23 protein-coding genes are annotated in these 25,254 nt (G+C 66.2%); 15 read left to right on the forward strand and 8 right to left on the reverse strand.

Translation table 11 applies throughout. The annotated features are described in order from the left end of the window. Nucleotide 1 precedes the first annotated feature (1 nt). Entirely contained in the window at nt 2-769 is a 768-nt protein-coding gene (locus ACSYG9_RS21160; protein ID WP_440124342.1) for an enoyl-CoA hydratase-related protein, read from the forward strand. Between the two features lie 107 nt (nt 770-876). Here ACSYG9_RS21160 and ACSYG9_RS21165 read toward each other — a convergent pair whose 3' ends face one another. Beyond that, the gene (locus ACSYG9_RS21165; protein WP_330131729.1) at nt 877-1,122 is read right to left on the reverse strand and encodes a DUF2631 domain-containing protein; all 246 of its coding nucleotides are present in this window, start codon (nt 1,120-1,122) and stop codon (nt 877-879) included. 188 nt (nt 1,123-1,310) lie between these two features. On the opposite strand from ACSYG9_RS21165, the gene dxr reads away from it, so the two are divergent. From dxr to ACSYG9_RS21190, 5 genes are all read left to right on the forward strand, one after another. Beyond that, nucleotides 1,311-2,432 carry a 1-deoxy-D-xylulose-5-phosphate reductoisomerase gene (gene dxr, locus ACSYG9_RS21170; RefSeq protein ID WP_440127747.1) on the forward strand — a complete coding sequence of 374 codons (1,122 nt, stop codon included), beginning with the start codon at nt 1,311-1,313 and terminating at the stop codon, nt 2,430-2,432. A 15-nt stretch (nt 2,433-2,447) separates the two neighbouring features. Beyond that, nucleotides 2,448-3,665 (forward strand): site-2 protease family protein, encoded by a 1,218-nt coding sequence (locus tag ACSYG9_RS21175; protein ID WP_440124343.1) that lies wholly within the window; start codon nt 2,448-2,450, stop codon nt 3,663-3,665. Between the two features lie 45 nt (nt 3,666-3,710). After that, nucleotides 3,711-4,862: a flavodoxin-dependent (E)-4-hydroxy-3-methylbut-2-enyl-diphosphate synthase gene (gene ispG / locus ACSYG9_RS21180; RefSeq protein WP_169688699.1), complete on the forward strand. Its 1,152-nt coding sequence runs from the start codon at nt 3,711-3,713 to the stop codon at nt 4,860-4,862. Nucleotides 4,863-4,985: 123 nt separating this feature from the next. Then, nucleotides 4,986-5,822: a GNAT family N-acetyltransferase gene (locus ACSYG9_RS21185; protein WP_169688700.1), complete on the forward strand. Its 837-nt coding sequence runs from the start codon at nt 4,986-4,988 to the stop codon at nt 5,820-5,822. A gap of 117 nt (nt 5,823-5,939) precedes the next feature. Further along, the gene (locus ACSYG9_RS21190; RefSeq protein WP_454843014.1) at nt 5,940-7,706 is read left to right on the forward strand and encodes a penicillin-binding transpeptidase domain-containing protein; all 1,767 of its coding nucleotides are present in this window, start codon (nt 5,940-5,942) and stop codon (nt 7,704-7,706) included. Nucleotides 7,707-7,724: 18 nt separating this feature from the next. On the opposite strand, the gene ACSYG9_RS21195 is transcribed toward ACSYG9_RS21190, so the two are convergent. Next, nucleotides 7,725-8,582 (reverse strand): LuxR C-terminal-related transcriptional regulator, encoded by an 858-nt coding sequence (locus ACSYG9_RS21195; RefSeq protein WP_454839821.1) that lies wholly within the window; start codon nt 8,580-8,582, stop codon nt 7,725-7,727. 113 nt (nt 8,583-8,695) lie between these two features. On the opposite strand from ACSYG9_RS21195, the gene ACSYG9_RS21200 reads away from it, so the two are divergent. The 3 genes from ACSYG9_RS21200 to ACSYG9_RS21210 all read left to right on the forward strand — a co-directional run bounded on the left by ACSYG9_RS21200 (nt 8,696) and on the right by ACSYG9_RS21210 (nt 12,011). Next, complete coding sequence (locus ACSYG9_RS21200) at nt 8,696-10,321, forward strand: AMP-binding protein (protein WP_440124345.1); 1,626 nt, start codon at nt 8,696-8,698, stop codon at nt 10,319-10,321. Between the two features lie 87 nt (nt 10,322-10,408). Continuing rightward, the gene (gene map, locus ACSYG9_RS21205) at nt 10,409-11,266 is read left to right on the forward strand and encodes a type I methionyl aminopeptidase (RefSeq protein ID WP_440124346.1); all 858 of its coding nucleotides are present in this window, start codon (nt 10,409-10,411) and stop codon (nt 11,264-11,266) included. A gap of 178 nt (nt 11,267-11,444) precedes the next feature. Next, the gene (locus tag ACSYG9_RS21210; RefSeq protein ID WP_454839824.1) at nt 11,445-12,011 is read left to right on the forward strand and encodes an alpha/beta fold hydrolase; all 567 of its coding nucleotides are present in this window, start codon (nt 11,445-11,447) and stop codon (nt 12,009-12,011) included. 75 nt (nt 12,012-12,086) lie between these two features. Here ACSYG9_RS21210 and mtr read toward each other — a convergent pair whose 3' ends face one another. Further along, nucleotides 12,087-13,460 (reverse strand): mycothione reductase, encoded by a 1,374-nt coding sequence (mtr, locus tag ACSYG9_RS21215; protein ID WP_454839826.1) that lies wholly within the window; start codon nt 13,458-13,460, stop codon nt 12,087-12,089. After that, on the reverse strand, nt 13,457-14,512 hold the full coding sequence (locus tag ACSYG9_RS21220; RefSeq protein ID WP_454839828.1) for an alpha/beta hydrolase: 1,056 nt from the start codon (nt 14,510-14,512) through the stop codon (nt 13,457-13,459). The genes mtr and ACSYG9_RS21220 overlap by 4 nt, the downstream gene beginning before the upstream one ends. A 215-nt stretch (nt 14,513-14,727) precedes the next feature. Between ACSYG9_RS21220 and mqo the strand changes: the two genes are divergently transcribed. The 3 genes from mqo to ACSYG9_RS21235 all read left to right on the forward strand — a co-directional run bounded on the left by mqo (nt 14,728) and on the right by ACSYG9_RS21235 (nt 19,048). After that, complete coding sequence (gene mqo / locus ACSYG9_RS21225; protein ID WP_440124350.1) at nt 14,728-16,254, forward strand: malate dehydrogenase (quinone); 1,527 nt, start codon at nt 14,728-14,730, stop codon at nt 16,252-16,254. A 90-nt stretch (nt 16,255-16,344) separates the two neighbouring features. After that, nucleotides 16,345-17,577 carry a uroporphyrinogen-III C-methyltransferase gene (gene cobA, locus ACSYG9_RS21230; protein ID WP_440124351.1) on the forward strand — a complete coding sequence of 411 codons (1,233 nt, stop codon included), beginning with the start codon at nt 16,345-16,347 and terminating at the stop codon, nt 17,575-17,577. 22 nt (nt 17,578-17,599) lie between these two features. Then, nucleotides 17,600-19,048, forward strand: coding sequence for an MFS transporter (locus ACSYG9_RS21235; RefSeq protein WP_440127749.1), 1,449 nt, complete (start codon nt 17,600-17,602; stop codon nt 19,046-19,048). Between the two features lie 51 nt (nt 19,049-19,099). Here ACSYG9_RS21235 and yaaA read toward each other — a convergent pair whose 3' ends face one another. Continuing rightward, entirely contained in the window at nt 19,100-19,843 is a 744-nt protein-coding gene (gene yaaA, locus ACSYG9_RS21240; protein ID WP_454839829.1) for a peroxide stress protein YaaA, read from the reverse strand. Nucleotides 19,844-19,897: 54 nt separating this feature from the next. Between yaaA and ACSYG9_RS21245 the strand changes: the two genes are divergently transcribed. Beyond that, nucleotides 19,898-21,640 carry a proline--tRNA ligase gene (locus ACSYG9_RS21245; protein ID WP_440124353.1) on the forward strand — a complete coding sequence of 581 codons (1,743 nt, stop codon included), beginning with the start codon at nt 19,898-19,900 and terminating at the stop codon, nt 21,638-21,640. 45 nt (nt 21,641-21,685) lie between these two features. Next, on the forward strand, nt 21,686-22,339 hold the full coding sequence (locus ACSYG9_RS21250) for a class I SAM-dependent methyltransferase (protein WP_440124354.1): 654 nt from the start codon (nt 21,686-21,688) through the stop codon (nt 22,337-22,339). A gap of 35 nt (nt 22,340-22,374) precedes the next feature. Here the strand turns inward: ACSYG9_RS21250 and ACSYG9_RS21255 are convergent, their stop codons facing one another. Next, nucleotides 22,375-22,809 (reverse strand): VOC family protein, encoded by a 435-nt coding sequence (locus ACSYG9_RS21255; protein WP_440124355.1) that lies wholly within the window; start codon nt 22,807-22,809, stop codon nt 22,375-22,377. Between the two features lie 252 nt (nt 22,810-23,061). Between ACSYG9_RS21255 and ACSYG9_RS21260 the strand changes: the two genes are divergently transcribed. After that, on the forward strand, nt 23,062-24,255 hold the full coding sequence (locus ACSYG9_RS21260) for a serine hydrolase (protein WP_440124356.1): 1,194 nt from the start codon (nt 23,062-23,064) through the stop codon (nt 24,253-24,255). 25 nt (nt 24,256-24,280) lie between these two features. On the opposite strand, the gene ACSYG9_RS21265 is transcribed toward ACSYG9_RS21260, so the two are convergent. Next, nucleotides 24,281-24,727 (reverse strand): DUF4439 domain-containing protein, encoded by a 447-nt coding sequence (locus tag ACSYG9_RS21265; RefSeq protein ID WP_440124357.1) that lies wholly within the window; start codon nt 24,725-24,727, stop codon nt 24,281-24,283. Then, nucleotides 24,724-25,212, reverse strand: coding sequence for a hypothetical protein (locus ACSYG9_RS21270; protein ID WP_440124358.1), 489 nt, complete (start codon nt 25,210-25,212; stop codon nt 24,724-24,726). The genes ACSYG9_RS21265 and ACSYG9_RS21270 overlap by 4 nt, the downstream gene beginning before the upstream one ends. Nucleotides 25,213-25,254 lie beyond the last annotated feature (42 nt).

Raw genomic sequence — 25,254 nt, forward strand, 5'->3', positions numbered from 1 at the left:
AATGAGCGACGCCGTATTGTTCGATGCCCGCGAGGACGGTATCGCGATCATCACGCTCAACCGCCCCGAGGCGCGGAACTGCCTCGCCAAAGACGTCCGCGAGGGCCTGTACGCCGCGTGGGAACGATTCGAATCCGACCCCGCGCTGCGCGTCGCGATCCTCACCGGAGCGGGCGACCGGGCGTTCTGCGCCGGCGGCGACCTCAAGGAAATGGTGCAGACCGGGATGCGGGTGCCGCCCCGCGATCTGATCCCGGTGCCGTACGACAACGTCGAGCTGACCAAACCGACCATCGCGGCGGTCAACGGTGCCGCATTCGCCGGGGGATGGCTCCTGGTCCAATCCTGCGACCTGGCGGTCGCGAGCACCACCGCCACCTTCGCGGTCACCGAGGTGAAGGTGGGCAGGAGCTCACCGTGGGCGTCGCCCCTGATCCACATGATCCCGCAGCGGATCATGATGGAGATCCTGCTCACCGGAAAACCCATCACGGCCCAGCGCGCATACGAAATCGGGCTCGTCAACCGAATCGCGGAACCACCCGTGCTGCTCGACTCCGCACTCGAACTCGCCCGCGAGATCCTCGCCGGCGCGCCGCTGTCGGTGCGAGCGGCGCGGGAGACAGTGATGCTCGCCACGGAGATGGGTCGATCGGCCGCGCTGGCGGCCGCGCGACACGCATCCGAGTACTGCTACAACAGCGACGACGCCCAGGAAGGCCCGAGGGCATTCGCGGAACGGCGCGCGCCCGAGTGGTCGGGGCACTGACCGGCCACGGCGCCCTCGAGATACCGGTCCCGGAGACGACAACACCCGAGGTGCACCTGCGCACCTCGGGTGTTCGTGTGTTCGAGTCCGTCTCGGACCCCGCCGGTCTACCGGGGCTTGCGGCGCCTGACGATGTCGCGAACCAGGATGAAGACGATCACGGCTGCGAAGCCGATCAGGTACAGGTTTTCGACCCAGCCGCTGTGGTTACCGATCATCATCAGCAGCAGGAACACTGCGAAGATCCAACCCAGGGCGCGGAACAGCCGCGGAGCTTCACCGCTCCATCCCCACTCGGCCGACGGCACTTCTGCCGTAGAGACGTGAGTGGGCTGCAACTCGGTACCGGCCACCGTTGTTCCTCCTGCTCGCCAGATGCTGGTGTTGCCGCTCATCGTGACATACGACCGCCCGTCGTATGAAGTGGGGGCCGTAGTCCGCGCGTCGCATTCGTCCCGGTCCGCCACCGCGGGGCGGAACCCTCGGTGGCATCAGCGACAATGTGTGGGTGGCCGACACAGAGACCTTTGACCGCACGCGGGTGCTGCTTCTCGGCAGCACCGGCTCCATCGGAACCCAGGCACTCGAGGTGATCGCCGCGAACCCGGACAAGTTCGAGGTCGTCGGCCTCGCCGCCGGGGGCGGCAACATCGACCTGCTGCAGGAACAGATCCGCGCGACCGGTGTCGCCGACATCGCGGTCGCCGATCCTGTCGCGGCATCCCGGCTCGATCTCCCTGTTCGGAGCGGCTCCGACTCCGTCACCCGGCTAGTCGAGGAAACCGAAGCGGACGTCGTCCTCAACGCATTGGTCGGCTCTCTCGGGCTCGAACCCACCCTCGCGGCCCTCGCGACCGGTGCACGACTGGCACTGGCCAACAAGGAGTCGCTGGTCGCGGGCGGGGGATTGGTGACCGCGGCGGCAGCACCCGGGCAGATCGTGCCGGTGGACTCCGAGCATTCCGCGCTCGCGCAATGTCTGCGGGGCGGCACCGGCGACGAGGTCGCGCGGCTCGTGCTCACGGCATCGGGCGGACCGTTCCGCGGCTGGACGACCGCGCAACTCGACTCTGTGAGCCCGGAACAGGCAGGCGCGCACCCGACGTGGTCGATGGGCCCGATGAACACGCTCAACTCGGCGTCACTCGTCAACAAGGGGCTCGAGCTCATCGAGACGCACCTGTTGTTCGGAGTCGACTACGACCGCATCGACGTCACCGTGCATCCGCAGTCGATCGTGCACTCGATGGTCACCTTCGTCGACGGTTCCACGCTTGCGCAGGCGTCGCCACCGTCCATGAAACTGCCGATCGCACTCGCCCTCGGATGGCCCCACCGGGTCTCCGACGCGGCGCCGGCGCTCGACTTCGCGACAGCCTCGACGTGGCACTTCGAGCCCGTCGACAACGATGTCTTCCCCGCGATCGAACTCGCGCGCGCGGCCGGGCGGGGCGGCGGGTGCCTCACCGCGGTGTACAACGCCGCCAACGAGGTGGCTGCCGAGGCATTCCTGGACGGTGCGCTCTCGTTCCCTCGGATCGTCGGTACTGTGGAGGCGGTGCTCGGCGACGCCGATCAGTGGTCGGCCGAACCCGCTACCGTTGACGATGTGCTCGCTGCCGACAGCTGGGCCCGTGAGCGGGCTCGCACACTCGTCAAGTAGGAGGATCGGCCACACATGCTGTTCGTTCTGGGCGTCGTGCTCTTCGCCCTCGGCATCGCCGTATCCATCGCCTTGCACGAGGCCGGCCATATGTGGACCGCGCAGAAACTCGGCATGAAGGTCCGGCGCTACTACATCGGCTTCGGGCCCCGTGTGTTCTCCTTCCGGCGCGGAGAGACCGAGTACGGCCTCAAGGCGATCCCGGCCGGAGGCTTCTGCGACATCGCGGGAATGACCGCGCTCGACGAACTCGAGCCCGACGAACACGACCGCGCGATGTACAAGCAGAAGACATGGAAACGCCTGGTCGTCATGTCCGGCGGCATCGCGATGAACTTCCTCCTCGGTATCGTGCTCATCTACGGGCTGGCGGTGACCGGAGGGCTTCCCAACACCGACAACCGCGCGGTGGTCGGGGCGCTGGACTGTGCAGCGCCGACTCAGGCCGGGCCACCGGATTACGAGCCGGCCGAGTGCTCGGGAACCGGTCCCGCTCAGCAGGCCGGCATCGAGGTCGGCGATGTGATCGTGGCGGTCGACGGCACCCCCGTCGAGACCTTCCGTGATCTCGTCACGGAGACGCAGGCACTGACGGGCACCGCGGAGTTCACCGTCGAGCGCGGCGACGAGACCCTCACGTTCCCGGTCGCAATCCAGCAGGTGCAGCGCTGGGTGTACGAAAGCAGCGCGCCCGACGCGGAGCCGGTCTCGCGGGAGGTCGGCGCGATCGGTGTCGGCGGCGAGCCGACCGTCCTCGAATACAGCCCGCTGTCGGCGGTGCCGGCCACCTTCGAGTTCACCGGTTTCCTCGCGGTGCGCACCGCCGAAGCCCTGGTGTCGCTGCCGAGCAAGGTCGCCGACCTGTGGACCGCGGTGACGGGTGGGGAACGGTCCATCGACACACCCGTGAGTGTCGTCGGCGCCAGTGTCATCGGTGGGCAGTTCGCCGAACGCGGAATCTGGGAGTCGTTCGTGCTGCTGCTCGCGCAGCTGAACTTCTTCCTCGGAGCGTTCAATCTGCTGCCGTTGCTGCCGCTCGACGGCGGGCACATGGCCGTCGCGATCTACGAGCGCATCCGCAACTGGTTCCGTAATCTGCGCGGACTCCCGGTCGGCGCGCCCGTCGACTACATGAAGCTGCTGCCACTGACCTATGTCGCAGTGGTCATCGGCGGCGCGTTCATGGTGCTCACTCTCACAGCAGACATCGTCAACCCCATCCAGCTGTTCTGACCTGCGCCGGTAGAATCGCGCAGTAGCTACGAAAGAAGGCGAACTGTGACCAGCCCCGTCGGATTGGGCATGCCCGAGATCCCCGCCGTCCTCGCGCCCAGGCGAAAGACCCGGCAGCTCATGGTCGGTGGCGTGGGTGTCGGAAGCGACCATCCCATCTCGGTGCAGTCGATGTGCACCACCAAGACCCACGACATCAACGCGACCCTTCAGCAGATCGCAGAGCTCACCGCTGCCGGATGCGACATGGTCCGTGTCGCGTGCCCGCGCCAGGAAGACGCCGATGCGCTGTCCGCGATCGCGAAGAAGAGTCAGATCCCGGTCATCGCCGACATCCACTTCCAGCCGCGCTACATCTTCGCGGCGATCGACGCCGGCTGCGCGGCGGTCCGCGTCAACCCGGGCAACATCAAGGAGTTCGACGGCCGCGTCAAGGAGGTCGCCAAAGCGGCCGGCGACGCGGGTATCCCGATCCGTATCGGTGTCAATGCGGGTTCCCTCGACCCACGCATCATGGCCAAGTACGGCAAGGCAACACCCGAGGCCCTCGTCGAATCGGCGATGTGGGAGGCAGGCCTGTTCGAGGAACACGGCTTCGGAGACATCAAGATCTCCGTCAAACACAACGATCCCGTCGTCATGGTCGAGGCCTACCGGCAACTCGCCGCCCAGTCCGACTACCCACTCCACCTCGGTGTCACCGAGGCGGGCCCGGCATTCCAGGGCACCATCAAATCGGCTGTCGCATTCGGTGCGTTGCTGTCGCAGGGCATCGGCGACACGATCCGGGTGTCGTTGTCCGCCCCACCCGCCGAGGAGATCAAGGTCGGCGGTCAGATCCTGCAGTCGCTGAACCTCAGGCCACGCAAACTCGAGATCGTCTCGTGCCCGTCGTGCGGTCGCGCGCAGGTCGACGTCTACAAGCTCGCCGACGAAGTCACCGCCGGACTCGAAGGGATGGAGGTCCCGCTGCGTGTCGCGGTGATGGGTTGTGTCGTCAACGGTCCCGGCGAAGCCCGCGAAGCCGACCTCGGTGTCGCCTCCGGAAACGGAAAGGGCCAGATCTTCGTCAAGGGCAAGGTCATCAAGACCGTGCCCGAAGCTCAGATCGTCGAAACGCTCATCGAAGAAGCGATGCGTATCGCGGAGGAGATGGAAGGCGCGGGAGCGGGCTCCCCGACGGTGTCCATCTCCTGATACGCATGGGGCGTTCGAGACGCCTGCGGCGTACTCGGACCCGTGGATCGGGACATGATTTCCCCGACGGCGTGACACATGGCACTCTGATTCCGTATCGGCTTGTCGACGGGTGGTGAGCGAGTGCTCAAGCTTCTTGGTGTCCGGTCGTTGGGAGGCCGCGACACGGCCGCGGTGCAACGGGTGCTCGCCCGCGACCCCGTGGCGTCGTGCATGGTGGCGGGGCGTGTGGAGGAGTACGGCCTCGACCACCGCTCGTTCGGCGGGGAAATATGGAGCCGCGGCGGTCCCGACCAATCGCTGTGTTTCTCCGGCGCAAATCTGATTCCGCTCCTGGGCGACCCGGATGACATCCACGCCTTCGCCGAGCGGGCCGCCCGCGGACCCCGGCTGTGCTCCTCGGTGGTGGGGCGCGCTGAGTACGCACTGCCGATGTGGGAGCTGTTGGAATCGACGTGGGGACCGCCGCGCGAGGTGCGTGCGGAGCAACCGCTGCTCGTGCTCGACCGCGAACCCCTCATCCAGCCCGACTCGCGCGTTCGGCGAGTCCGGCCGGAGGAACTCGACCGGTATCTGCCCGCGGCGATCTCCATGTTCATCGAGGAGGTCGGGGTCGATCCGCGGGCAGGTGACGGGGGGGCAAGCTACCGGCGTCGTGTCGCGAGTCTCATCGCCGCCGGACGCGCGTGGGCGAGATTCGAAGGCGGCCGTGTCGTGTTCAAAGCAGAGGTCGGCTCGGTGTCGTCGGCCGTGGGGCAGATCCAGGGTGTCTGGGTAGAGCCGGAAATGCGCGGGCAGGGCCTCGGTACCGCAGGCACCGCCGCGGTGGCCGTTGCGGTCACTGCGAGCGGTCGTCTCCCGAGCCTGTATGTCAACAGTTTCAACGTCCGGGCGCGAGCCGCTTACGCGCGAGCGGGGTTCCGCCAGGTTGCGACCTTGTCCACGGTGCTCCTGGACTGAGGTGGCGCCTGAGCCGAATCCGGGCCCCGAGCCCTTACGATGGCGGCGATGAGACCTCGATCCGCTCCGTCGTGCCGTGCCGCGGGGAGATCCGCGGCCGCCGTCACGGCGCTGCTGATGCTCCTCGGGCTCGTCGCAGCCTGTACCCCGCGCGCCGCGGGCCCGGAACCGGCGGCCCAGCTGTTCCTGAACGCCTTCGCCGAGCAGGATTTCGAGGGGGCGGCCACCCGCACCGACCGACCCGATGATGCCGCGAGCTCGCTTGTCGAGGTCTGGGACGGACTGCAGGCGGAGTCTCTCACGGCAACCACTACTGGAGCCCGGCTCGACGGTGACTCCGCGGTGGTCGATTACAGCTACGAATGGCACCTTCCCAAGGATCGAGTGTGGCAATACACCGGACAACTGCACATGGGCCGCAGCGGCGAGGACTGGGTGGTGCGCTGGTCCAAATCCGCCGTGCACCCCCAGCTCGGCGATCGTCAGACGATGTACCTCAGGAGCGATCCTGCACCGCGGGCGCGGGTCAATGAGCACGCAGGAAGCGACGTGCTCGTGCCGGGCGTCGTGTACGGCATCGCGTTCGACGGGTCCCGGAGCCCCGATATTCCGGCTGCGGCGCGCTCGCTGTCGGCGGCGATCTCTCGGTTCGACCAGTCCTTGACTGCCCAGTCGATCGCCGAGTCCGTCACCGCAGCAGACGGACCGCGTGCGGTCGTGCGTCTTCGCGAGGATGATTACGAACTCGTCGCCGACGCGCTCGCGACCATTCCCGGTGTTGTCGTCACCGAGCAGGCGGACATGGTCACGACCGATCGCACCTTCGCGCCCGACCTGATCGGCCAGGTCAAGAAGACCGTCATCGACCAGGTCGACGGCACTGCCGGCTGGAGCGTGGTGCTCGTCAACCAGTACGGCGTCGAAACCGGTGTCCTCACGGAGACTGCGCCGCAGCCGGTGCCGTCGTTCTCGATCAGCCTCGACCGTCCGATCCAGGTCGCTGCCCAAGCGGCGGTCGATGGCCGTGTCGAACAGGCGATGATGGTCGTCGTCGAGGCCTCGACCGGGGCCGTGCTCGCCGTTGCTCAGAACCAGGCGGCCGACAAGGACGGCCCGGTTGCGCTCATGGGCCAGTACCCGCCGGGCTCGACCTTCAAGATCATCACCTCGGGTGCGGCGATTTCGAACGGACTCGCGACCCCGGAGACGATGGTGCCGTGTCCAGGCCGGATCACGATCGGCGAGCGCAGCGTTCCCAACTACAACGAGTTCGCGCTCGGCACCGTCTCGATGGCCACCGCGTTCGCGCGCTCGTGCAACACGACCTACGCCAAGCTCGCGTCGGAGATGGAGCCCGATGCACTCACTGTCGCAGCCGCCCAGTTCGGTATCGGCGTCGACTACGACGTCGTGGGCATGCCGACGGACTCGGGCTCCGTGCCGCCCGCAGAGGATCTCGTCGAACGCACCGAGGACGGATTCGGGCAGGGCAAGGTGGTCGTCAGCCCGTTCGGGATGGCGCTCGCCGCGGCGACGGTATCGAGCGGTCGTACCCCGGTCCCGTACCTCATCGAGGGGAGGGAGACGGCCCGGGAGGGCGAGGCGCCGCCGATCTCCGCTGAGGTGGTCGACGGACTGCGGGGCATGATGCGTCTGGTCATCACCAGTGGTACCGCCGATCGGATCCGTGATCAGGGCGACGTCTACGGCAAGACGGGCGAAGCCGAGGTCGAGGGCGGGTCGCACTCGTGGTTCGTCGGCTATCGGGGCGACCTCGCCTTCGCGACGCTCGTGGTTCGCGGTGGAAGTTCGGACAACGCGGTGGGCGTCACCCGCGACATGTTTGCTGCTCTGCCACCCGAGTACCGGGAAGACGGGCCGTGAGCCGCACCCGCAACACGGTCAGGGTAGCAGACCCAGTTTTCTCGCGACGACCACGGCTTCATGGCGGGAATGCACATCCAGTTTGTTCATGGCGCTGCGCAGATAACTCTTGACGGTCTCGGATCCCACCGCCAAGCGCCGGGCGATCTCGGCGTTGGTGCAACCCAACGCCACGTAGGACAGGACATCCGTCTCACGCGTCGACAGCGTGACCACGGTGTCCGATGACGGCTTGCCGACGAGCGTCGACGCGAGACGATCGGACAAGGCCCTGAGTTGCTGCCCGAGTCCGGCGTCGTCGACGTTCTGAGCCAGCGTGCGCAACTCGGCGTGGATCTCCCGTACCTCCGTGTCCGCGATCGGTTTCTTCGTGTCGGAGCAGAGGTAGCCGAGCATCGCGACCCGTCGATCCACTTCGTCGCGCACGGTGATCTCGCTCGCCAGCCTGGTCGCGGCGTGGACGAAGGCGCTCACGACCCGATCGCCGAAGCGGCTTCGCTCGCGCACCGCGCCGTACAACACGGCCCGGGCAGCGCCACCGACCACCACCGGTACCGCCAGGATCGAGCGCAACCCCTCACTGAGCACCGGACGGTCGAAATGATGGGTGATCGACGAGGCGCTTCCGTAATCGGCGACGGTTATCGGACGCGCCTCGTCGAGTGCACGGCCGCCGAGTCCTGCGCGCGGCGGTACGACGACCCCCGACAGACCGTTCGTCCGCGTGCCGAGAAACTCGCTCAGGTGCAGGTGGCCGTTCTTCACCTCGCCGGCGAAGACAACGGGGACCTGTGCGTGCGAGGCAGTTCGGCGCAATTCGCTCCGTAGTGCGTCGCCGTCTCGGGGACGAAGCAGGGAGGAGGCAGTGGTGGACACTGTCGGCCACCCCTTTCCGGGGGTATCGGGAGGGTTCTGTGACAGGAATCATAAATTGTGCCAGGGTCGAGTGGGCCCGGGCCCATGCCGATGCGCGACGAGAGGACGGACCGATGGCCGACACAGCAACCCGTGTGCAGGAGCTTCTGGACCGCTACGACACAGCCGACGCCACCGCTGCCCACTTGTTGTGCGACGACCACCCGGCCGATGCGGTGGCTTTCACAGTGATCGACGCCGATCTCGGATCGGTCGACCTGACCTACGGCGACCTGTCCGAGCGGTCGGCGCGATTCGCGGCGGCGCTTGCTGATCTCGGTGTGGAACCGGGCGATCATGTCGCCACTCTGATGGGCAAGTCCGCCGACCTCGTGGTCGCGCTGCTCGGCATCTGGCGTCGCGGTGCCGTGCACGTACCGCTGTTCACTGCGTTCGCGTCGCCCGCCATCGCCTTCCGACTCGGCGCGAGCGGCGCGAAGGTCGTTGTCGCGGACGGTGATCAGGTGGGCAAGCTCGCTCCCGGCGACGACATCCCTCACGATGCCCCGTGGCAGGTGATCGTCGCGGGTGACGGGGACGGTGTCGGTCTGGACTTCGCCGAGCTCGTCGAATCCCATTCCGCACACGATCCGCGAGGTGAGGCGGTGGCGGTGGGTGGCGACGGAGGCCTCGTCCAGCTCTTCACGTCGGGCACCACCGGCACTCCCAAAGGCGTGCCGGTGCCGGTCAAGGCCCTCGCCTCGTTCCACGCCTACCTCGAATTCGGTCTCGACGTCCGTGAGGACGATGTGTTCTGGAACGCGGCAGATCCGGGTTGGGCGTACGGGTTGTACTACGCACTTCTCGGGCCCTTGGCCGCGGGTCGGCGGAGCCTGCTGCTGCACGCCGGGTTCTCCCCGGCCCTCACCTGGCAGGTGCTCGACACGTTCGGCGTCACCAACTTCGCGGCAGCGCCGACGGTGTATCGATCATTGCGAGCGGACTCGGCTCCGCATACCAGGATCCGCCTGCGTCGGGCGTCATCGGCGGGGGAGCCGCTTACTCCCGACGTACTGGCCTGGTCGCGCGAGGAACTCGGCGTGGTGGTGCGCGATCAGTACGGTCAGACCGAGCACGGCATGTTCGTCGTCGATGCGTGGGCCGACGACCTCCGCGAGGATGTGCCGGAGCGATCGATGGGAAAGCCGTTGCCGGGATGGACCTGCGCGGTGTTGCGCGACGACAACGACGATATCGCCGCACCCGGCGAGCTCGGCCGCGTGGCGATCGACGTCGAGAAGAGCCCTCTGGTGTGGTTCACCGGATATGTCGATGCACCCGACAAGACTGCGACCCGATTCACCGATGACGGTCGCTGGTACCTGACCGGCGATGCCGGCAAGATCGACGAAAACGGCTTCTACTTCTTTTCCTCGCGCGACGACGACGTCATCATCATGGCCGGTTACCGTATCGGACCTTTCGACGTCGAATCCGTGCTGGTGATGCATCCGGACGTGGTCGAGGCGGCGGTCGTCGGACTACCCGACGAGTTGCGCGGTGAGGTCCTCGAGGCCTTCGTCGTGCTCCGCGACGGTGTCGACGGCGACGATGCACTCGAAGCGGACCTGCAGCGGCTCGTGAAGAAGAAGTTCGCGGCACACGCCTATCCTCGAGTTGTCCATTTCGTTCCTCACCTGCCCAAGACTCCGAGCGGCAAGGTGCAGCGGTTCCTGTTGCGGCAGGGAAGCACGTCGTGATCGGCGAGAGACGGTCGGTGGATCGCTGAGCGAGGGTGTGAGGGGCGTGAGCCGCTGGCGGGGTCGGGGGCGACTAACCTGGAACGCATGTCTACCCGTGCCCCGCTCGTCCCAGGAACCCCGACCCCCATCCGCGAGGTCCCCAAGTCCATCGAGCGCCCTGAGTACGTCTGGAAGCCCACGGCGAACGAAGGCAACGAGCCGTGGGTGCAGACTCCGGAGACGATCGAGAAGATGCGTGTTGCATCGAAGATCGCGGCGCAGGCGCTCGTCGAGGCAGGCAAGGCGGTCGCCCCCGGCGTGACGACCGATGAGATCGACCGCATCGCACACGAATTCATGTGCGATCACGGCTCCTACCCGTCCGACCTCGGGTACCGCGGGTTCTCGAAGTCGGTGTGCGTGTCGCTCAACGAGGTGATCTGCCACGGAATTCCGGACACCACCGTGATCGAGGACGGAGATATCGTCAATATCGACGTGACCGCCTACATCCACGGTGTGCATGGCGACACCAACGCCACCTTCCTGGCGGGAGACGTGTCCGAGGAGGCGCGACTGCTCGTCGAGCGCACGCGTGAGGCGACGATGCGCGCGATCAAGGCGGTCAAGCCCGGCCGGGCGCTCAACGTCATCGGCCGGGTCATCGAGTCGTATGCCAACCGGTTCGGATACGGCGTGGTTCGCGACTTCACCGGCCACGGTATCGGCGAGACATTCCACAACGGGTTGGTGATCCTGCACTACGATCGTCCCGACATCGACACGATCATCGAGCCGGGCATGGTGTTCACCATCGAGCCGATGATCAACCTCGGCACCCCGGACTACGAGATCTGGGACGACGGCTGGACCGTGGTCACCAAGGATCGCAAGTGGAGCGCCCAGTTCGAGCACACGCTCGTCGTCACCGAAAACGGTAGCGAGATCCTCACTCTGCCCTGAGTGGAGCGTCCGTCACGAATCGAGCTAGAGGATCCGGCAGGGAAGGTTCCGCCCCTGTCGGTCGATGTGAGATCGAGGTGATGTCGGTCTGCTCCGCACTCGTGCACTCGATCAGGAAACCGCGTCGGGCGGGTGCAATGCCGGAAGTGGGATGCTCCGGCGTGTAGCGTTTGCGCGCATGGAAACCAGGACGGTGAGCGCCCCAGGGGGGAGCGTTCGGGTGCATGTCGGGGGACCCGACAGTCGGCATACGGTGCTGTTGCTTCCCGACGACGGAGAGTCTGCGCAGGTGTACGACGTCGTGTGCGAGCGCCTGCACAACTCGGATCTTCGTACGATCGTCGTCGACGACATCGACGGTCTCGGCCCGGCCGACGTGTTCGCGATACTCGATGACCTGACTCTGCCGTGGGTGCATCTCGTGGGCAGCGGAGCAGGCGCCGAACTCGCGTGGGCGGTCGCGGCAGGCCGGTTCGGCCGGTTCGCGAGTCTCGTCGTCGCCGAACGCGGGCACCCGGCTGTCGAAGACGCCGAGGGCACCGTGCGAGATGCGTCGGCACCGGCCGCGGAGGTCCCGACGACCATCGTGATCGGGAGCGCCGCACGGCGGGCGGAGGCCGATGGTTCGATGCGTTACGTCACCGGCGAGTTCCGCGTGGTCGAACTCGACGGCGTCGAGAACATCCCGGCGCACGCACCCGCAGATTTCGCGTCGGCGATCGCGCTGCGCACCGGAAGCTGGTAGTCGAAACGACGCCACCTCCCGGGTTCCGAAGAACCGGGAGGTGGCGTTCACCGGCCGGGTCCGAGACCGAGCCGATCAGAGACCGAGGAGGGCGTTCTCGACGAGCTCGGGCAGTGCCGGATGGATCCAGTACTGACCGGCAGCCATCTCCTGTGCTGTCAGCCCGAAGCTCATCGCCTGGATCAGTGGCTGGATCACGGTCGACGCCTGCGCCCCGATGATGTGCGCCCCGAGCAGTAGTCCAGTGGACCGATCGGCGATCAGCTTGCAGAAGCCCTCGGTGTCCTCCATTGCCCAGCCATACGCGACATCCCCGTAATTCTGGACCTTGACCGAGATGTCGTACCCCTCGGAACGGGCCTGTTCCTCGGTCAGTCCGACGGTCGCGATCTGCGGATCGGTGAAGACCGCCGCTGGCACGAAACGGTGATCCGAGCGTCGCAGGCCGGATGTGTCGCCGCTCCACGCATCGTGGAGGAGGTTGTGCTGCACGACCCGGGCTTCGTGGTTTGCGACATGCTTGAGCTGGTACGACGACGACACGTCGCCGAGAGCGAACACGCCGCGCGCGGTGGTGCGCTGGAACTCGTCGACGACGATGCGGCCCTCGTCGTCCAGTTCGATCCCTGCCTTCGCCACATCGAGCAGGTCCCCATTGGGCTCGCGGCCGGTCGCTACCAACAGTGCGTCCCCGGACACCACGGTGCCGTCTCCGAGTTCCACCTCGACTCCGTCGCCGACGGGCCGGAACCAGCGTGCAGGAGCGGTCAGATGCACGTCCCACTTCTCGCGGGCCAGCGACGTGAAGCGCTCGGACACCTCGGTGTCGAGATGACGCAGCAGTGCGCCGCTGCGCGCGATCACCGACACTCGGGTACCGAGTGCCGAGAACACATGCGCAAACTCCATGGCAATGAATCCGGTACCGAGAATCACCAACGATTCGGGGAGCTTCGACAGACGCATGATGTTGTCGCTCGTGTAGTAACGCACGCCGCTGTCGAGAACGTTGCGGGGGACCGCCGCCCGTGAGCCCGCGGCCACGACCACCTGGTCGGCCGTGATGGCCTCGCCGGTTCCCGTGTCGATCGTGCGCTCACCGGTGAACCGGGCATGCCCGCCGTACACGGTGACGTTGTCGCAGTCCTCACGGCGGTAGCGCTCGCCGCCCGCAGCGATCGGATCGATGCGCCCGAACACGCGATCGACGATGTCGTTCCACCGCACGCCGTCGATCGAGGCATCGATGCCGTACTTGCCTGCGGTGCGCACAGTCCGTGCAACCTCGGCGGCGTAGACGTACATCTTGGTCGGGATGCACCCGACATTGAGACAGGTGCCGCCGAATGTGCCCTCTTCGAGGAGCGCGACGCGCTTGTCGTCGTAGCGTTCGTCGATGAGCGAGTTACCCGATCCGGTGCCGATGATCGCGAGGTCGTAGTGGGTCACGCATGCTCTCCCGTGGTTCGTTGCCGGGCGACGTCTGCCCGAGCGCCGGTCTCGTTGCCGGTCCTGTGACCGTCCAACCATTCCAGCCACAAGTCCAATTCCCGGAACGCCTCACCCAGGGGCCCGGGTGTGGAAAGGAACACATCGTGGCGAGCACCGTCGATGGGCACGATCGTCGTGCGGTTGCCGAGGCACCCCGCCCACCGGGCGATCTGCCGGACGTCGAGCACGGCGTCGACGGTGTCGATCGCCGGGTCGTACTTCGGTGCCGAACCGCTCTTACCCGAACGCAGGATGAGCGAGGGCACTCCGATATCGAGGCCGTGGTGCAGCTGCGCATGCCCCTGTCGGACTGCGCGGATCCATCCGAACCTGATCGGAAACCCGGTCAGCGGCTTCCAGTCGAGGTCATAGGTCCAGCCGCCCTGCTGCAGACTCGCCCCGTAGGTGTCGAGCTTCGGCCCGGGTATCGCGTCTTTGGGGCGGAGCCGCCCGATGAGGTCGATCGCTGCCGTGCCGACATTGCGCAGGTAGGACGGCCCCTGCAGGTCGAACCACGGACTGTTGAGAATCAGCCCCATCACTCCGGCTCCGCGAGCCCCGCCAGGGCCCCGCTCGAGACGGTCGAGCCACAGCGGAAGCACGAGACCGCCGGTGGAGTGGGCGGCGAGTAGGACATTCGCGATCGTCTCGACACCACCGGTCTCCTCACGCACGAGACGCAAGGCCTGATCGAGTTCGGAATCGTAGAACCTCAGATCGGTGACGAAGTGGGGGGTGTGCCCTTGCTCGCGCGAACGACCGCATTTGCGCAGGTCCAGGGCGTAGAATCGATATCCCTGTGCGGCGAAGTGCTCGGCCAGGTGCTGCTGGAAGAAGTAGTCGGTGAAACCGTGGACGTAGAGAACCGCACGATCGGGGAGATCGACGTCGTCCGGCTGGTACCGGACGAGTGTCGCACTGATCTGGCCTTCCCCGTCCGGGTCGGTGCCCAGAGGTAGACTGAGCTGCTGGTATCCGTCGCCGAGAATGTCGGGCTGCCAAGTTGTCACTATCACACTGTATTGGTGACCGAGGCAGGCGGAAGTGGGTACACAATTGGGTGAAGTGAAACGCCGGTCAACATCCGGGTAACCTGTTCGTCGCAGTCGGCACGATCGTGGTGATCTCGGTGTACGAGAGCGTCCATGTCCGTGTACGGGACACTCACGCGGGCGGACCACCACCGCGGCGGCGCGTGCGAACAGACAAGGAAGTCGATTTCCCAGTGTCAGAGAACGTAGAGGCGAAGACCGATGTAGTGCTCGTAGGCGCGGGCATTATGAGCGCGACCCTCGGAGCGCTGCTGCGTCAGCTGCAGCCGGAGTGGTCCATCACGGCGTTCGAGCGGCTCGACGCCGCTGCCGCGGAGAGCAGCGACCCGTGGAACAACGCCGGTACCGGGCACTCCGCCCTGTGTGAGCTCAACTACACCCCTGCCAAACCCGACGGCTCGGTCGACATCACCAAAGCGATCAACGTCAACGAGCAGTTCCAGGTTTCGCGCCAGTTCTGGGCTTACGCGATCGACAAGGGAATCCTGTCGGACCCGAAGAACTTCATCAACCCGATTCCGCATGTCAGCTTCGTGCACGGCGCCGACAACGTGAAGTACCTGCGCGCCCGCTACGACGCTCTCGCCGGACATCCGCTGTTCGCGGGCATGGAGTACTCCGAGAGCCCCGAATGGTTCTCCGAGCGCCTGCCGCTCATGGCCGAGGGCCGCGACTTCTCCGAACCGGTCGCACTGAACTGGACCGAGACCGGCACCGACGTCGATTTCGGTGCACTCACCAAGCAACTCGTGAACAACGTTGCCGCATCCGGTGGCACGGTGTTCTTCGGTCACGAGGTCACCAACCTCTCCAAGCAGTCCGACGGCAGCTGGATCGTCAAGGTTCGCAATCGCCGGACCGGGGACACCCGCAAGGTTCACGCAAAGTTCGTGTTCGTCGGTGCGGGTGGCGGGGCGCTGCACCTGCTTCAGAAGTCGGGTATAGCCGAAGCCAAGGGCTTCGGCGGATTCCCGGTGTCGGGTGCCTTCCTGCGTTGCACCAACCCCGACGTCATCGCACGGCACAGCGCCAAGGTCTACGGTAAGGCCGCTGTCGGCGCGCCCCCCATGTCGGTGCCCCACCTCGACACCCGCGTGATCAACGGTGAGCAGGGCTTGCTCTTCGGCCCGTACGCCGGCTGGTCACCGAAGTTCCTCAAGCAGGGCGGCGTGATGGACCTGCCCAAGTCGGTCAAGCCGAACAACCTCATGTCGATGCTCGGCGTGGGCATGACGGAGCTCGGTCTCGTCAAGTACCTCGTCAGCGAGCTCAGCCAGTCGCCCGCCGACCGCATCGTGACACTGTCCGAGTTCGCCCCGGAAGCCCGCCTCGAGGACTGGGAGCTCATCGTCGCCGGTCAGCGGGTGCAGGTCATCCGACGTAAGGGTGCGGGCGGGGTACTCGAATTCGGTACCGCAGTGGTCAACGCTGCCGACGGGACTATCGCGGGCCTCCTCGGTGCGTCGCCCGGAGCGTCCACCGCCGTCCCCGCGATGCTCGATGTACTCGAGCGGTGCTTCCCGCAGCTGTGGGCGGGATGGCAGTCGAAGCTGAAGGAAATGGTGCCCTCGCTGGGTGTCAAACTGTCCGACAACCCGGCCCTGTTCGAGCAGATGTGGGACTGGAGCACCAAGTCTCTCGAGCTCGACGTTGCATCCGACCCGGTGCCGACGGCTCCGGTTGAAGCTGCTGCTGTCTGACCCTCGCATACATCGTCACAGGCCGGTCCGCACCCAGTGGGGAGCGGACCGGCCTGTGTTCACATCGGACCGGAAAGTGGGGACCACCGAGTGCCAACCGAGAACGCCGACGAGACGAATTATCTCGTCGGCCTGAATCTGTCCGGACGCCGCGTCGTCGTGGTGGGAGGTGGTTCCGTTGCCCAGCGCAGACTCGGGCTGCTCGCCTCGTCGGGTGCGGACATCCACGTGGTGGCGCGCGCCGCGACGCCGGTGATCGAGAGCTTCGCGGCAAAGGGCCGGATCACCCTCGAACTCCGTGACTATGTCGACGGTGACCTCGACGGCGCGTGGTACGCAATGGCGTGCACCGACGAACCCGGCACCAACGCCGCGATCGTCGAGGAAGCCGAACGGCGCAGGGTGTTCTGTGTTCGCGCCGACAATGCGCGCGAGGGAAGTGCAGTGACGCCGGCAACGGCACAGCACGACGGACTGGCCATCGGTGTGTTGGCGGGAGGCGATCACCGGCGTTCCGCCTCCGTGCGCACTTCGATTCTCGATGCACTCGCAGGTTCGGGAGTCCTCGGGATCTCCGACCCCGGGGACAAACCGGTCGGTGTGGCGCTCGTCGGAGGTGGGCCTGGCGACCCGGACCTGATCACCGTCCGCGGCCGTCGACTGCTCGCGCAGGCCGATGTCGTTGTCGCCGACCATCTGGCGCCGCAGCCGCTCCTCGCCGAACTCGCCCCGCACGTCGAGGTGATCGACGCCGCGAAGCTGCCCTACGGACGGGCGATGGCGCAGCAGGCCATCAATGCCACCCTCGTCGACCGCGCGAAGGCCGGGAAGTTCGTGGTGCGGCTCAAGGGCGGCGATCCGTACGTGTTCGGTCGCGGTTTCGAAGAACTCGAAGCGTGTGCAGAGGCAGGTGTGCCGGTAACGGTCGTGCCGGGTATCACCAGCGCGATCTCGGTGCCGTCCGCCGCGGGAATCCCCGTCACCCACCGCGGGGTGACCCACGAGTTCGTGGTGGTCAGCGGTCATGTCGCACCCGGTCATCCGGATTCGCTGACCGATTGGGGCGCGCTCGCGAAGCTTCGGGGAACCCTCGTGCTGCTGATGGCCGTCGCGCGCATCGAGCAGTTCGCCGACGCCCTCATCGCCGGGGGACGTCCCTCCGACACCCCAGTGGCGGTTGTGCAGGAAGGAACTCTGCGAAGCCAGCGAGTTCTACGCGCCGACCTCGCGACAGTCGCTGCACGCGTCGACGAGGAGGACATCCGCCCGCCCGCGATCATCGTGATAGGCCCGGTTGCCGGATTCACGACGGAAGGTGCGTGACGTGACCGATACGTCGAGACAGATGACCACCCGCGCGGTCGCCATCGCGATGCTCGTCCTGAGCGGACTCCAGCTCATGGTTGTGCTCGACGGCACCGTCGCGAACCTCGCGCTCGCACCGTTGCAGTCCGAATTCGGAATGTCCGACTCCGGTCGCAACTGGGTCCTCACCGCGTACGCACTGGCCTTCGGTGGCCTGATGCTGCTCGGCGGTCGCCTCGGCGACAGTTACGGTCGCAAGAAGATGTTCATCGCCGGCGTCTCGATCTTCACACTCGCTTCGCTGTTGTGCGGCATCGCGAGCAACGACGTGATGCTCATCGGCTCGCGAGCCCTGCAGGGTGTGGGCGCAGCGGTCGCATCACCCACCGCTCTTGCACTGGTGGCGACGACATTCGCGGCGGGCCCCGCGCGCAACCGGGCGATCGCGGTGTTCGCGGCGATGACAGGTGTCGGATCCATCGCGGGTCTGATCCTCGGCGGCGCGCTCACCCAGGTGTCGTGGCGATGGATCTTCCTGATCAACGTGCCGATCGGTGTGCTCATCGTGGTGCTCGCGGTGGTCTCGCTCCGGGAGACCGCGGGTGAGCGGCTCGCCCTCGACATACCCGGGGCGATTCTCGCGACGCTGGGATGCACAGGGCTGGTGTTCGCCTTGACCGAGGGGCCCAGCTTGGGGTGGGGAAGTTACGCGGTGATCGGCGCACTCGTTGCCGGTGTCGTGCTGCTCGGAGCATTCCTGCTGGTCGAGCGTCGCGCCGAGAATCCGCTTCTGCCGTTCGTGTTGTTCCGCAACAAGGACCGTGTTGCGGTGTTCGTATCGATTTTCTTCGCGGGCGCGGTGATGTTCAGTCTTGCCGCATTCGTTGCCCTGTTCGTGCAGGACGTGCTCGGCTACACCCCGCTTCAGGCCGGCCTCGCGTTCGTTCCGTTCGCCTTCGGGCTCGGTGGGGCGGCTGCGGTGGCGTCGAAACTGGTTGCGCGGATCCAGCCGCGCTGGCTGGTCGTCACGGGCACGGCCATCGTGGCTGTGAGCCTGGTGTACGGGTCGGGGATGAGTCAGGACGTCGCGTACTTTCCGACCCTGTTCATCCTCGTGCTCGTCGTCGGGTTCGGTGTCGGGCTCTCTTCGGTGCCGCTGCCGTTGTGCGCGATCGCCGGTGTGGGCTCGCACGAGATCGGGCCACTGTCGGCGATCGCGCAGGTCGCCCAGACGCTCGGAGGTCCCGTGGGGCTCGGCATCATCGGTTCGCTCGCGACGTCGAGGGCGTTGTCGCTCGGCGGCACATCCGGCCCGGTCACCGCTATGACCGACGCGCAGCTCGCGGCCCAAGGAGAGGGCTACCTGTTCGCTCTCTTCGGCTGCGCGGTGTGCGCGGTCATCGCGGGTATCGCGGCGCTGTTCATCCGGTTCACTCCTGAACAGGTCGCACAGGCACAGGAAGCCGAGAAGGCAGCCCAGACGATCTGAGATCTCGGCACATACGCGACCCCGCCCCTCCAGGAGCGGGGTCGCTGCGCGTCAGGTCAAGACGATCAATTCGGTCGGCGACGCGACCTCGACCCGCAACCCGGCCTTCGATGCAACCCGTGCCACACCCTTGATATCCGTCGGCTCGGCGCGCGTGAGCACCAGAGCTCGGGCAAGCAGTCCCTTGTGGTGCTTGTTGAAGTGGCTGACCACCTTGCGGGTGCCGTTGGGTTGTTCGGTGAGCACTGTGGCCGTCACGGCACCGGGTATCGGACCGAGCTGCTGATAGATGCCCGACCGCAGATCGACCACGAGATCCCCGTCCGCCTCCGCGACGATCGCGTCGGACAACTCCGGTCGCCACAGTGCCGCGAGTGTCCCGAAACCGGGCAGTTTCGATCCGCCCGACAGCCGGTAGGCGGGCACCGGATCGGCGGCACGGATCGCCCCGAAGAGTGCGGACCCGATGCCCAGTCGCCGATAGGCCTTGTCACGCTGTGTCCTGGTGAAGGCACCGGCGTCGAGCGCGTCGAACAACACTCCCGTGTAGCGGAAGAGTGCGGGCGTGGTCGGGGAGACCCACAGTTTTGCGTTCCGCTCGACCTCGTCGAACTGAGTGGCACCCAATCCGAGGGCCCGGGCCGACGCCTCCGGATCTGCTGCGAGGTCGACGAGGGCATGTACGAGGAGTTCGCGTGTCTCGGTCAGTTGCGGCATCGACAGGTCCCCGAGATCGAGTGGGGCGCCGTCGCCGCCCTCGGACTTCGTCTCGGACGGGGGGAGAAGTACCAGCACAAACGACAACCGTACCGATCGGGCGGAACGGGTCGCGAGGTAGGCTGACCGATCGTGATCACCCGCATGTCGCACCTGTTCCTCCGCACGCTCCGCGACGACCCCGCAGACGCCGAGGTCGCCAGCCACAAGTTGCTCGTCCGCGCCGGCTACGTCCGGCGCGTCGCGCCAGGTGTGTACTCATGGCTGCCGCTGGGCCTGAAAGTGCTGCGGCAGGTGGAACGGGTCGTCCGCGAAGAGATGAACAGCTTCGGCGCGCAAGAGATCTCTTTGCCTGCGCTCCTGCCGCGTGATCCCTACGAAACCACGAATCGCTGGACCGAGTACGGCGACGCACTCTTCCGTCTCGAGGACCGTAAGGGCGGTGATTACCTCCTCGGACCCACTCACGAAGAGATGTTCGCGCTCACCGTCAAGGGCGAATACAACTCGTACAAGGACTTCCCGGTCACTCTGTACCAGATCCAGACCAAGTACCGCGACGAGGAACGACCGCGTGCCGGCATCCTGCGTGGCCGTGAGTTCACGATGAAGGATTCGTACAGCTTCGACCTCACCGACGAAGGGCTCGCCGAGTCGTACCGTGCCCACCGCGACGCCTACGAACGGATCTTCGCGCGTCTCGGTGTGAAGTACGTGATCGTGTCTGCGACGTCCGGTGCAATGGGTGGGAGCGCGTCCGAGGAGTTCCTCGCCGACTCGCCCGCGGGCGAGGACACCTATGTGCGGTGCGTCGAATCCGGTTACGCGGCGAACGTCGAGGCCGTGAAGACGCTGGCACCGGCACCCATTCCGGTCGAGGGCCAGCCCGACGCGATCGTCCACGACACCCCGGACACTCCCACGATCGACACCCTTGTCACGGCCTCCTCGCAGATCCTCGGCCGCGAGGTAGCTGCCTCCGAGACGCTCAAGAACATTCTTGTGAAGGTCCGGCAGCCCGGTGGCGAGTGGGAACTGCTCGGTATCGGTGTCCCCGGCGACCGTGAGATCGACGACAAGCGTCTCGAGGCGTCTCTGGAACCGGCCGAATTCGCGCTGCTCGACGAAGCCGACTTCGCCGCGAACCCGTACCTCGTCAAGGGCTATATCGGTCCCAAGGCCCTGCAGGCCAACGGGGTGCGTTATCTCGTCGACCCCCGCGTGGTCGACGGCACCTCCTGGATTACCGGCGCAGACGAGCACGGGAAGCACGTGTTCGGACTCGTTGCAGGCCGCGACTTCACGGCGGACGGCACGATCGAGGCGGCCGAAGTGCGCGACGGCGACCCGTCGCCCGACGGTGCGGGCCCGCTCGTTGCCGCCCGTGGCATCGAGATCGGCCACGTTTTCCAACTCGGCCGCAAGTACACCGACGCATTCGAGGTGAACGTTCTCGGTGAGAACGGCAAGCCGGTGCGCCCCACCATGGGCTCCTACGGAATCGGTGTCTCACGACTCGTTGCCGTGGTCGCCGAGCAGCAGCACGACGACAAAGGTTTGCGCTGGCCCGCGGAAATCGCACCGTTCGACGTGCATCTCGTAATCGCGAACAAGGACGAGGCAGCCCGCGCGGGTGCGGAAGCACTCGCGCAGGAACTCTCCGATGCCGGTGTCGATCTGTTGTTCGACGACCGCAAGGCATCTCCCGGTGTGAAGTTCAAGGACTCCGAATTGCTCGGAATGCCGCTCGTCGTCGTGGTCGGCCGTGGTTTTGCTGACGGACATGTCGAATTGCGCGACCGTTTCACCGGAGAGGCCCGGGAGGTGCCGGTCGATGACGCGGTGAGCGAAGTTCTCGCAGCGACCCGCCGCTGAGGCCGGACGGCTGCCGATGAGGGGGCTGCAGGGGAGACTGTGTTCATGGCTTCTGACTGGGAACGCACAGACACCTATCTCTCCGAACTCCTCATCGGCAACGACCGTGCCACAGAGGCCGCTCTCGTAGCGAACGCCGACGCAGGCCTGCCCGCCATCGACGTCTCGCGCATGCAGGGCAAGTTCCTGCACCTGCTCGCGCGAGCGATGGGTGCGCGGGCAATTCTCGAGATCGGCACCCTGGGCGGATACAGCACGACGTGGCTCGCCCGTGCCGTCGGTGACGAAGGACGGGTGGTCACACTCGAATTCGAGCCCCGCCACGCCGAGGTTGCCCGCGCGAACCTGGACCATGCCGGCGTCGGCGGAGTCGTCGACATCCGTATCGGACCGGCGCTGGAGTCGTTGCCGCAGATCGAGGGCCCATTCGATCTTGTGTTCATCGATGCGGACAAGGAGAACAACTCGAACTACGTGCGAGAGGCACTGCGGCTCACTCGACCGGGCAGCGTCATCATCGTCGACAACATCGTGCGCGGCGGTGCGATCGCAGATCCTGATCACGACGACGAACGGGTCCGCGCATCACGCGACGTCCTCGCTCTGTTCGCCGCCGAGCCGCGCCTCGACGCGACTGCGCTCCAGACGGTGGGTTCGAAAGGCTGGGACGGTTTCGCAATGGCACTGGTCGTCGACTGACGGCGGCGGGCATCGACCGGCGGCACGCCGAATGATCAGGGTGCGCCGAAGACCACGTCCCCGGTGTAGCCGATCATCCACTGCACTCCGTATTTGTCGGTGCACATACCGAAGCGCTCGGCCCATTCCACCTGCCCCAGTGGCATGGACACCTCACCGCCCGCAGACAGCCCTTCGAATACGCGGTCGGCTTCCTCGGCGCTCTCGGCATCGATCGAGATAGCGAAGTTGGTTCCGACAGTGACGGTGCCCATTGTCTCGGGGACATCGGACCCCATGAGCATTCTGTCGCCCATCGGGAGGGCGACATGTGCGACGCCGTTCATCTGTTCCTCGGTCAGTTCCATGTCGCCGGTATCCATGTCGCTGAAGCGGGCCAGGCGTAGTTCGCCGCCGAAAACGGATTGGTAGAAGGTGAATGCCTCTTCGGTGTTTCCATTGAAATTCAGGTATGGGTCGACTGATTTCATGGTGTGCTCCCATTTGCAGTACAGAGGGTCACGCAATCTCGCAGTCTAGTGCGTCGATGCGCGTACAACGGGGCAAACGACGTCGGCCCGACCCTTCGGGGATGTGCTGCCGTCGTCTGCGGCGTGTACTGCACACCGCAACGGCGAGTTCGATGGGGCGAACCGCCTGTACGAACCTCGCGGGAGCGTCATGCTGAATGCGCGCTTGTTGTCCCAGTGCTCGAGTGGACTACACGAACCGGGTGATGTCACATGACCATCGACCTGCATTACCCGCCGCGAATCTCGCGCCCGCTGATGAATTTCGTTTCCGCGATGACCATCGTCGTGCTCTCCGTAGCGTGCTCGACGTCCCCGCCTGCTGCACACACGGATGCTCCGCCGGCCTCGGTCACCCGTCCGGTTGCGCCGGAGGACTCACTCGCCGATCCGCTCCGGACGGCGCTGCAGGACGCGCTGGATCGGACGGTGACCGAATACGGGGTGCCCGGCGCTGCAGTCGGAGTGTGGCTTCCGGACGAAGGCGCGTGGACAGCGGTGGTCGGCGCGGCCGACATCGAGGACGACGTTGCCGTCACCACCGAAATGACCTGGCCATTGCGGAGTATCACCAAGTCGTACACCGTCACCCTCATCCTCCAGTTGGTGGACGAGGGAGTGATCGGCCTGGACGACACGATCGGCCGGTATGTCGGCGGTGTCACGGGCGGTGACACGATCACCCTCAGAGAACTCGCCGGGATGTCCAGCGGCAACGCCGACTACACCGGCGAGCGATTCGTCGAGGTGTTCTCCGAGGATCCTTCGAAGATCTTCACGCTCGACGAATTGAACGGCTTCGTGCTGGGGCAACCCGCGCAGTTCGCGCCCGGTGCTGAGAAGGTCTACACCAACGCCAACACCAATCTGCTGGGCGCGGTCGTCGAAAAGGTGACGGGGCGACAGTTCGCCGACGTACTGGACGAACGGATCCTCGGACCGCTCGGATTGACGAACACCGCGTACGTCGTCGACGCCTCCCTGTGGGCCGATCCGCATCCGGTCGGATACGCGCAGGGAGCAGGAGAACTCGAGGAACAGCCCGACAACCTGTCCATCTTCGGCCCCGCCGGGTCGATGATCAGTACTCTCGACGATGGTCGAGTGTGGGGTGAGGTCCTCGCGACCGGTACGTTGCTGCAGCCGGAAACCCAAGCCGAGCGGCAAGAAGGTGCGCCACTCGATGAGGGCCCGCCGTACGACATCTACGCTCTCGGAATCGGCGAAACGGCGGGGTGGTGGGGACACAACGGTGAGGGTCTCGGTTTCACTGCGGCCCTGTTCCACAATCCCGAGTCGGGGGCGACCGTCGTCGTCTTCATGAACGAGTCCGACATCGTGCCGAAAGCACACCCCGCAGATCAGCTGTTCCGCCGGATCGCCGAGATCCTCGGGTCGGAACGATAACCGGCCGGCGCGTTCGATCGGATTCTCAGGGCCTGCCGGGAAACGGCACCGTTGCCGGGATGATGCCGAGGTGCGTTCGCCACCGCGCGGCACGTAGGGCTGTGTCGGTGAGCGCCTCGATCGCGGTCGTTCGAGTCGGTTCGCTCCGTGCTCGCTCGGCCACCGAGCGCCAGGCGACGGCGGTGTCGCTCTCGATCTGCAGCGCGAGCTGTGCGGCACCGGCAGCGTCGACGACTGGAAACGGGACCGTGTATCCGGGTGCCGCGACCGGCGGTTCGACACCGACAGCGATCAGTGCATCGCTCGTGGCATCACGGCGAGCACGGTGCGCAGCGGTGTCGTTCGCCACGTCGTCGGCGCGCGCAGGGTCCGCGAATGCAGACACGATGCCGTATCCGAAGACAGCGGAGTGTTCTGCCGCCAGGGCATCGACCAAGGATTGCTGCTCGGAGCCGAGCTCGGGGGAGGTCACGGCAGCAACACCGCCGTCTGGACGGCGCACGCGGCACTGATGGACGCGAGCATGCCAGCACGGTATCCCTGCAGCGTACGACCGGTGTCGGCTGCGCCGCGCTGCGACTGTCCCAGGCGTTCGCGCAGCAACTCGACCGTGGGCGTTTCGCCGATCGTGGAGGTCGTGGACGGTGGAGGGGTGTAGCTCGTCGTGGCACCTGCCGCGCGAGCGATCTCGGCTTCGAGCGCGTCGGCGTGCGCAGTGCGTTCGGAACTGATCGTGGTCAGTGGTTCGGCGAGGTCGGGGGTGAGAGCAACCAGGGCGGTCGCAGTCGACGCGTCGGCGCGGGCACGTGCGGCCTGGGCGAAGAGCGGATCCGGTTCGTTCTCACTGTCGTCGGTGGTTCCGCACCCGGTGGCAGCCGCCATCGAGAGTCCTCCCGCCGCAGCCGCGCACCAGCGCAACAGGGTTCGTCGGGGCATCGCGGATCGCGTCACTGGCATCGGCACCGGACCATCCTGCCAGCCGGGTGTGACGGATATCGA

The organism is Rhodococcus sp. SJ-2, assembly GCF_053750035.1.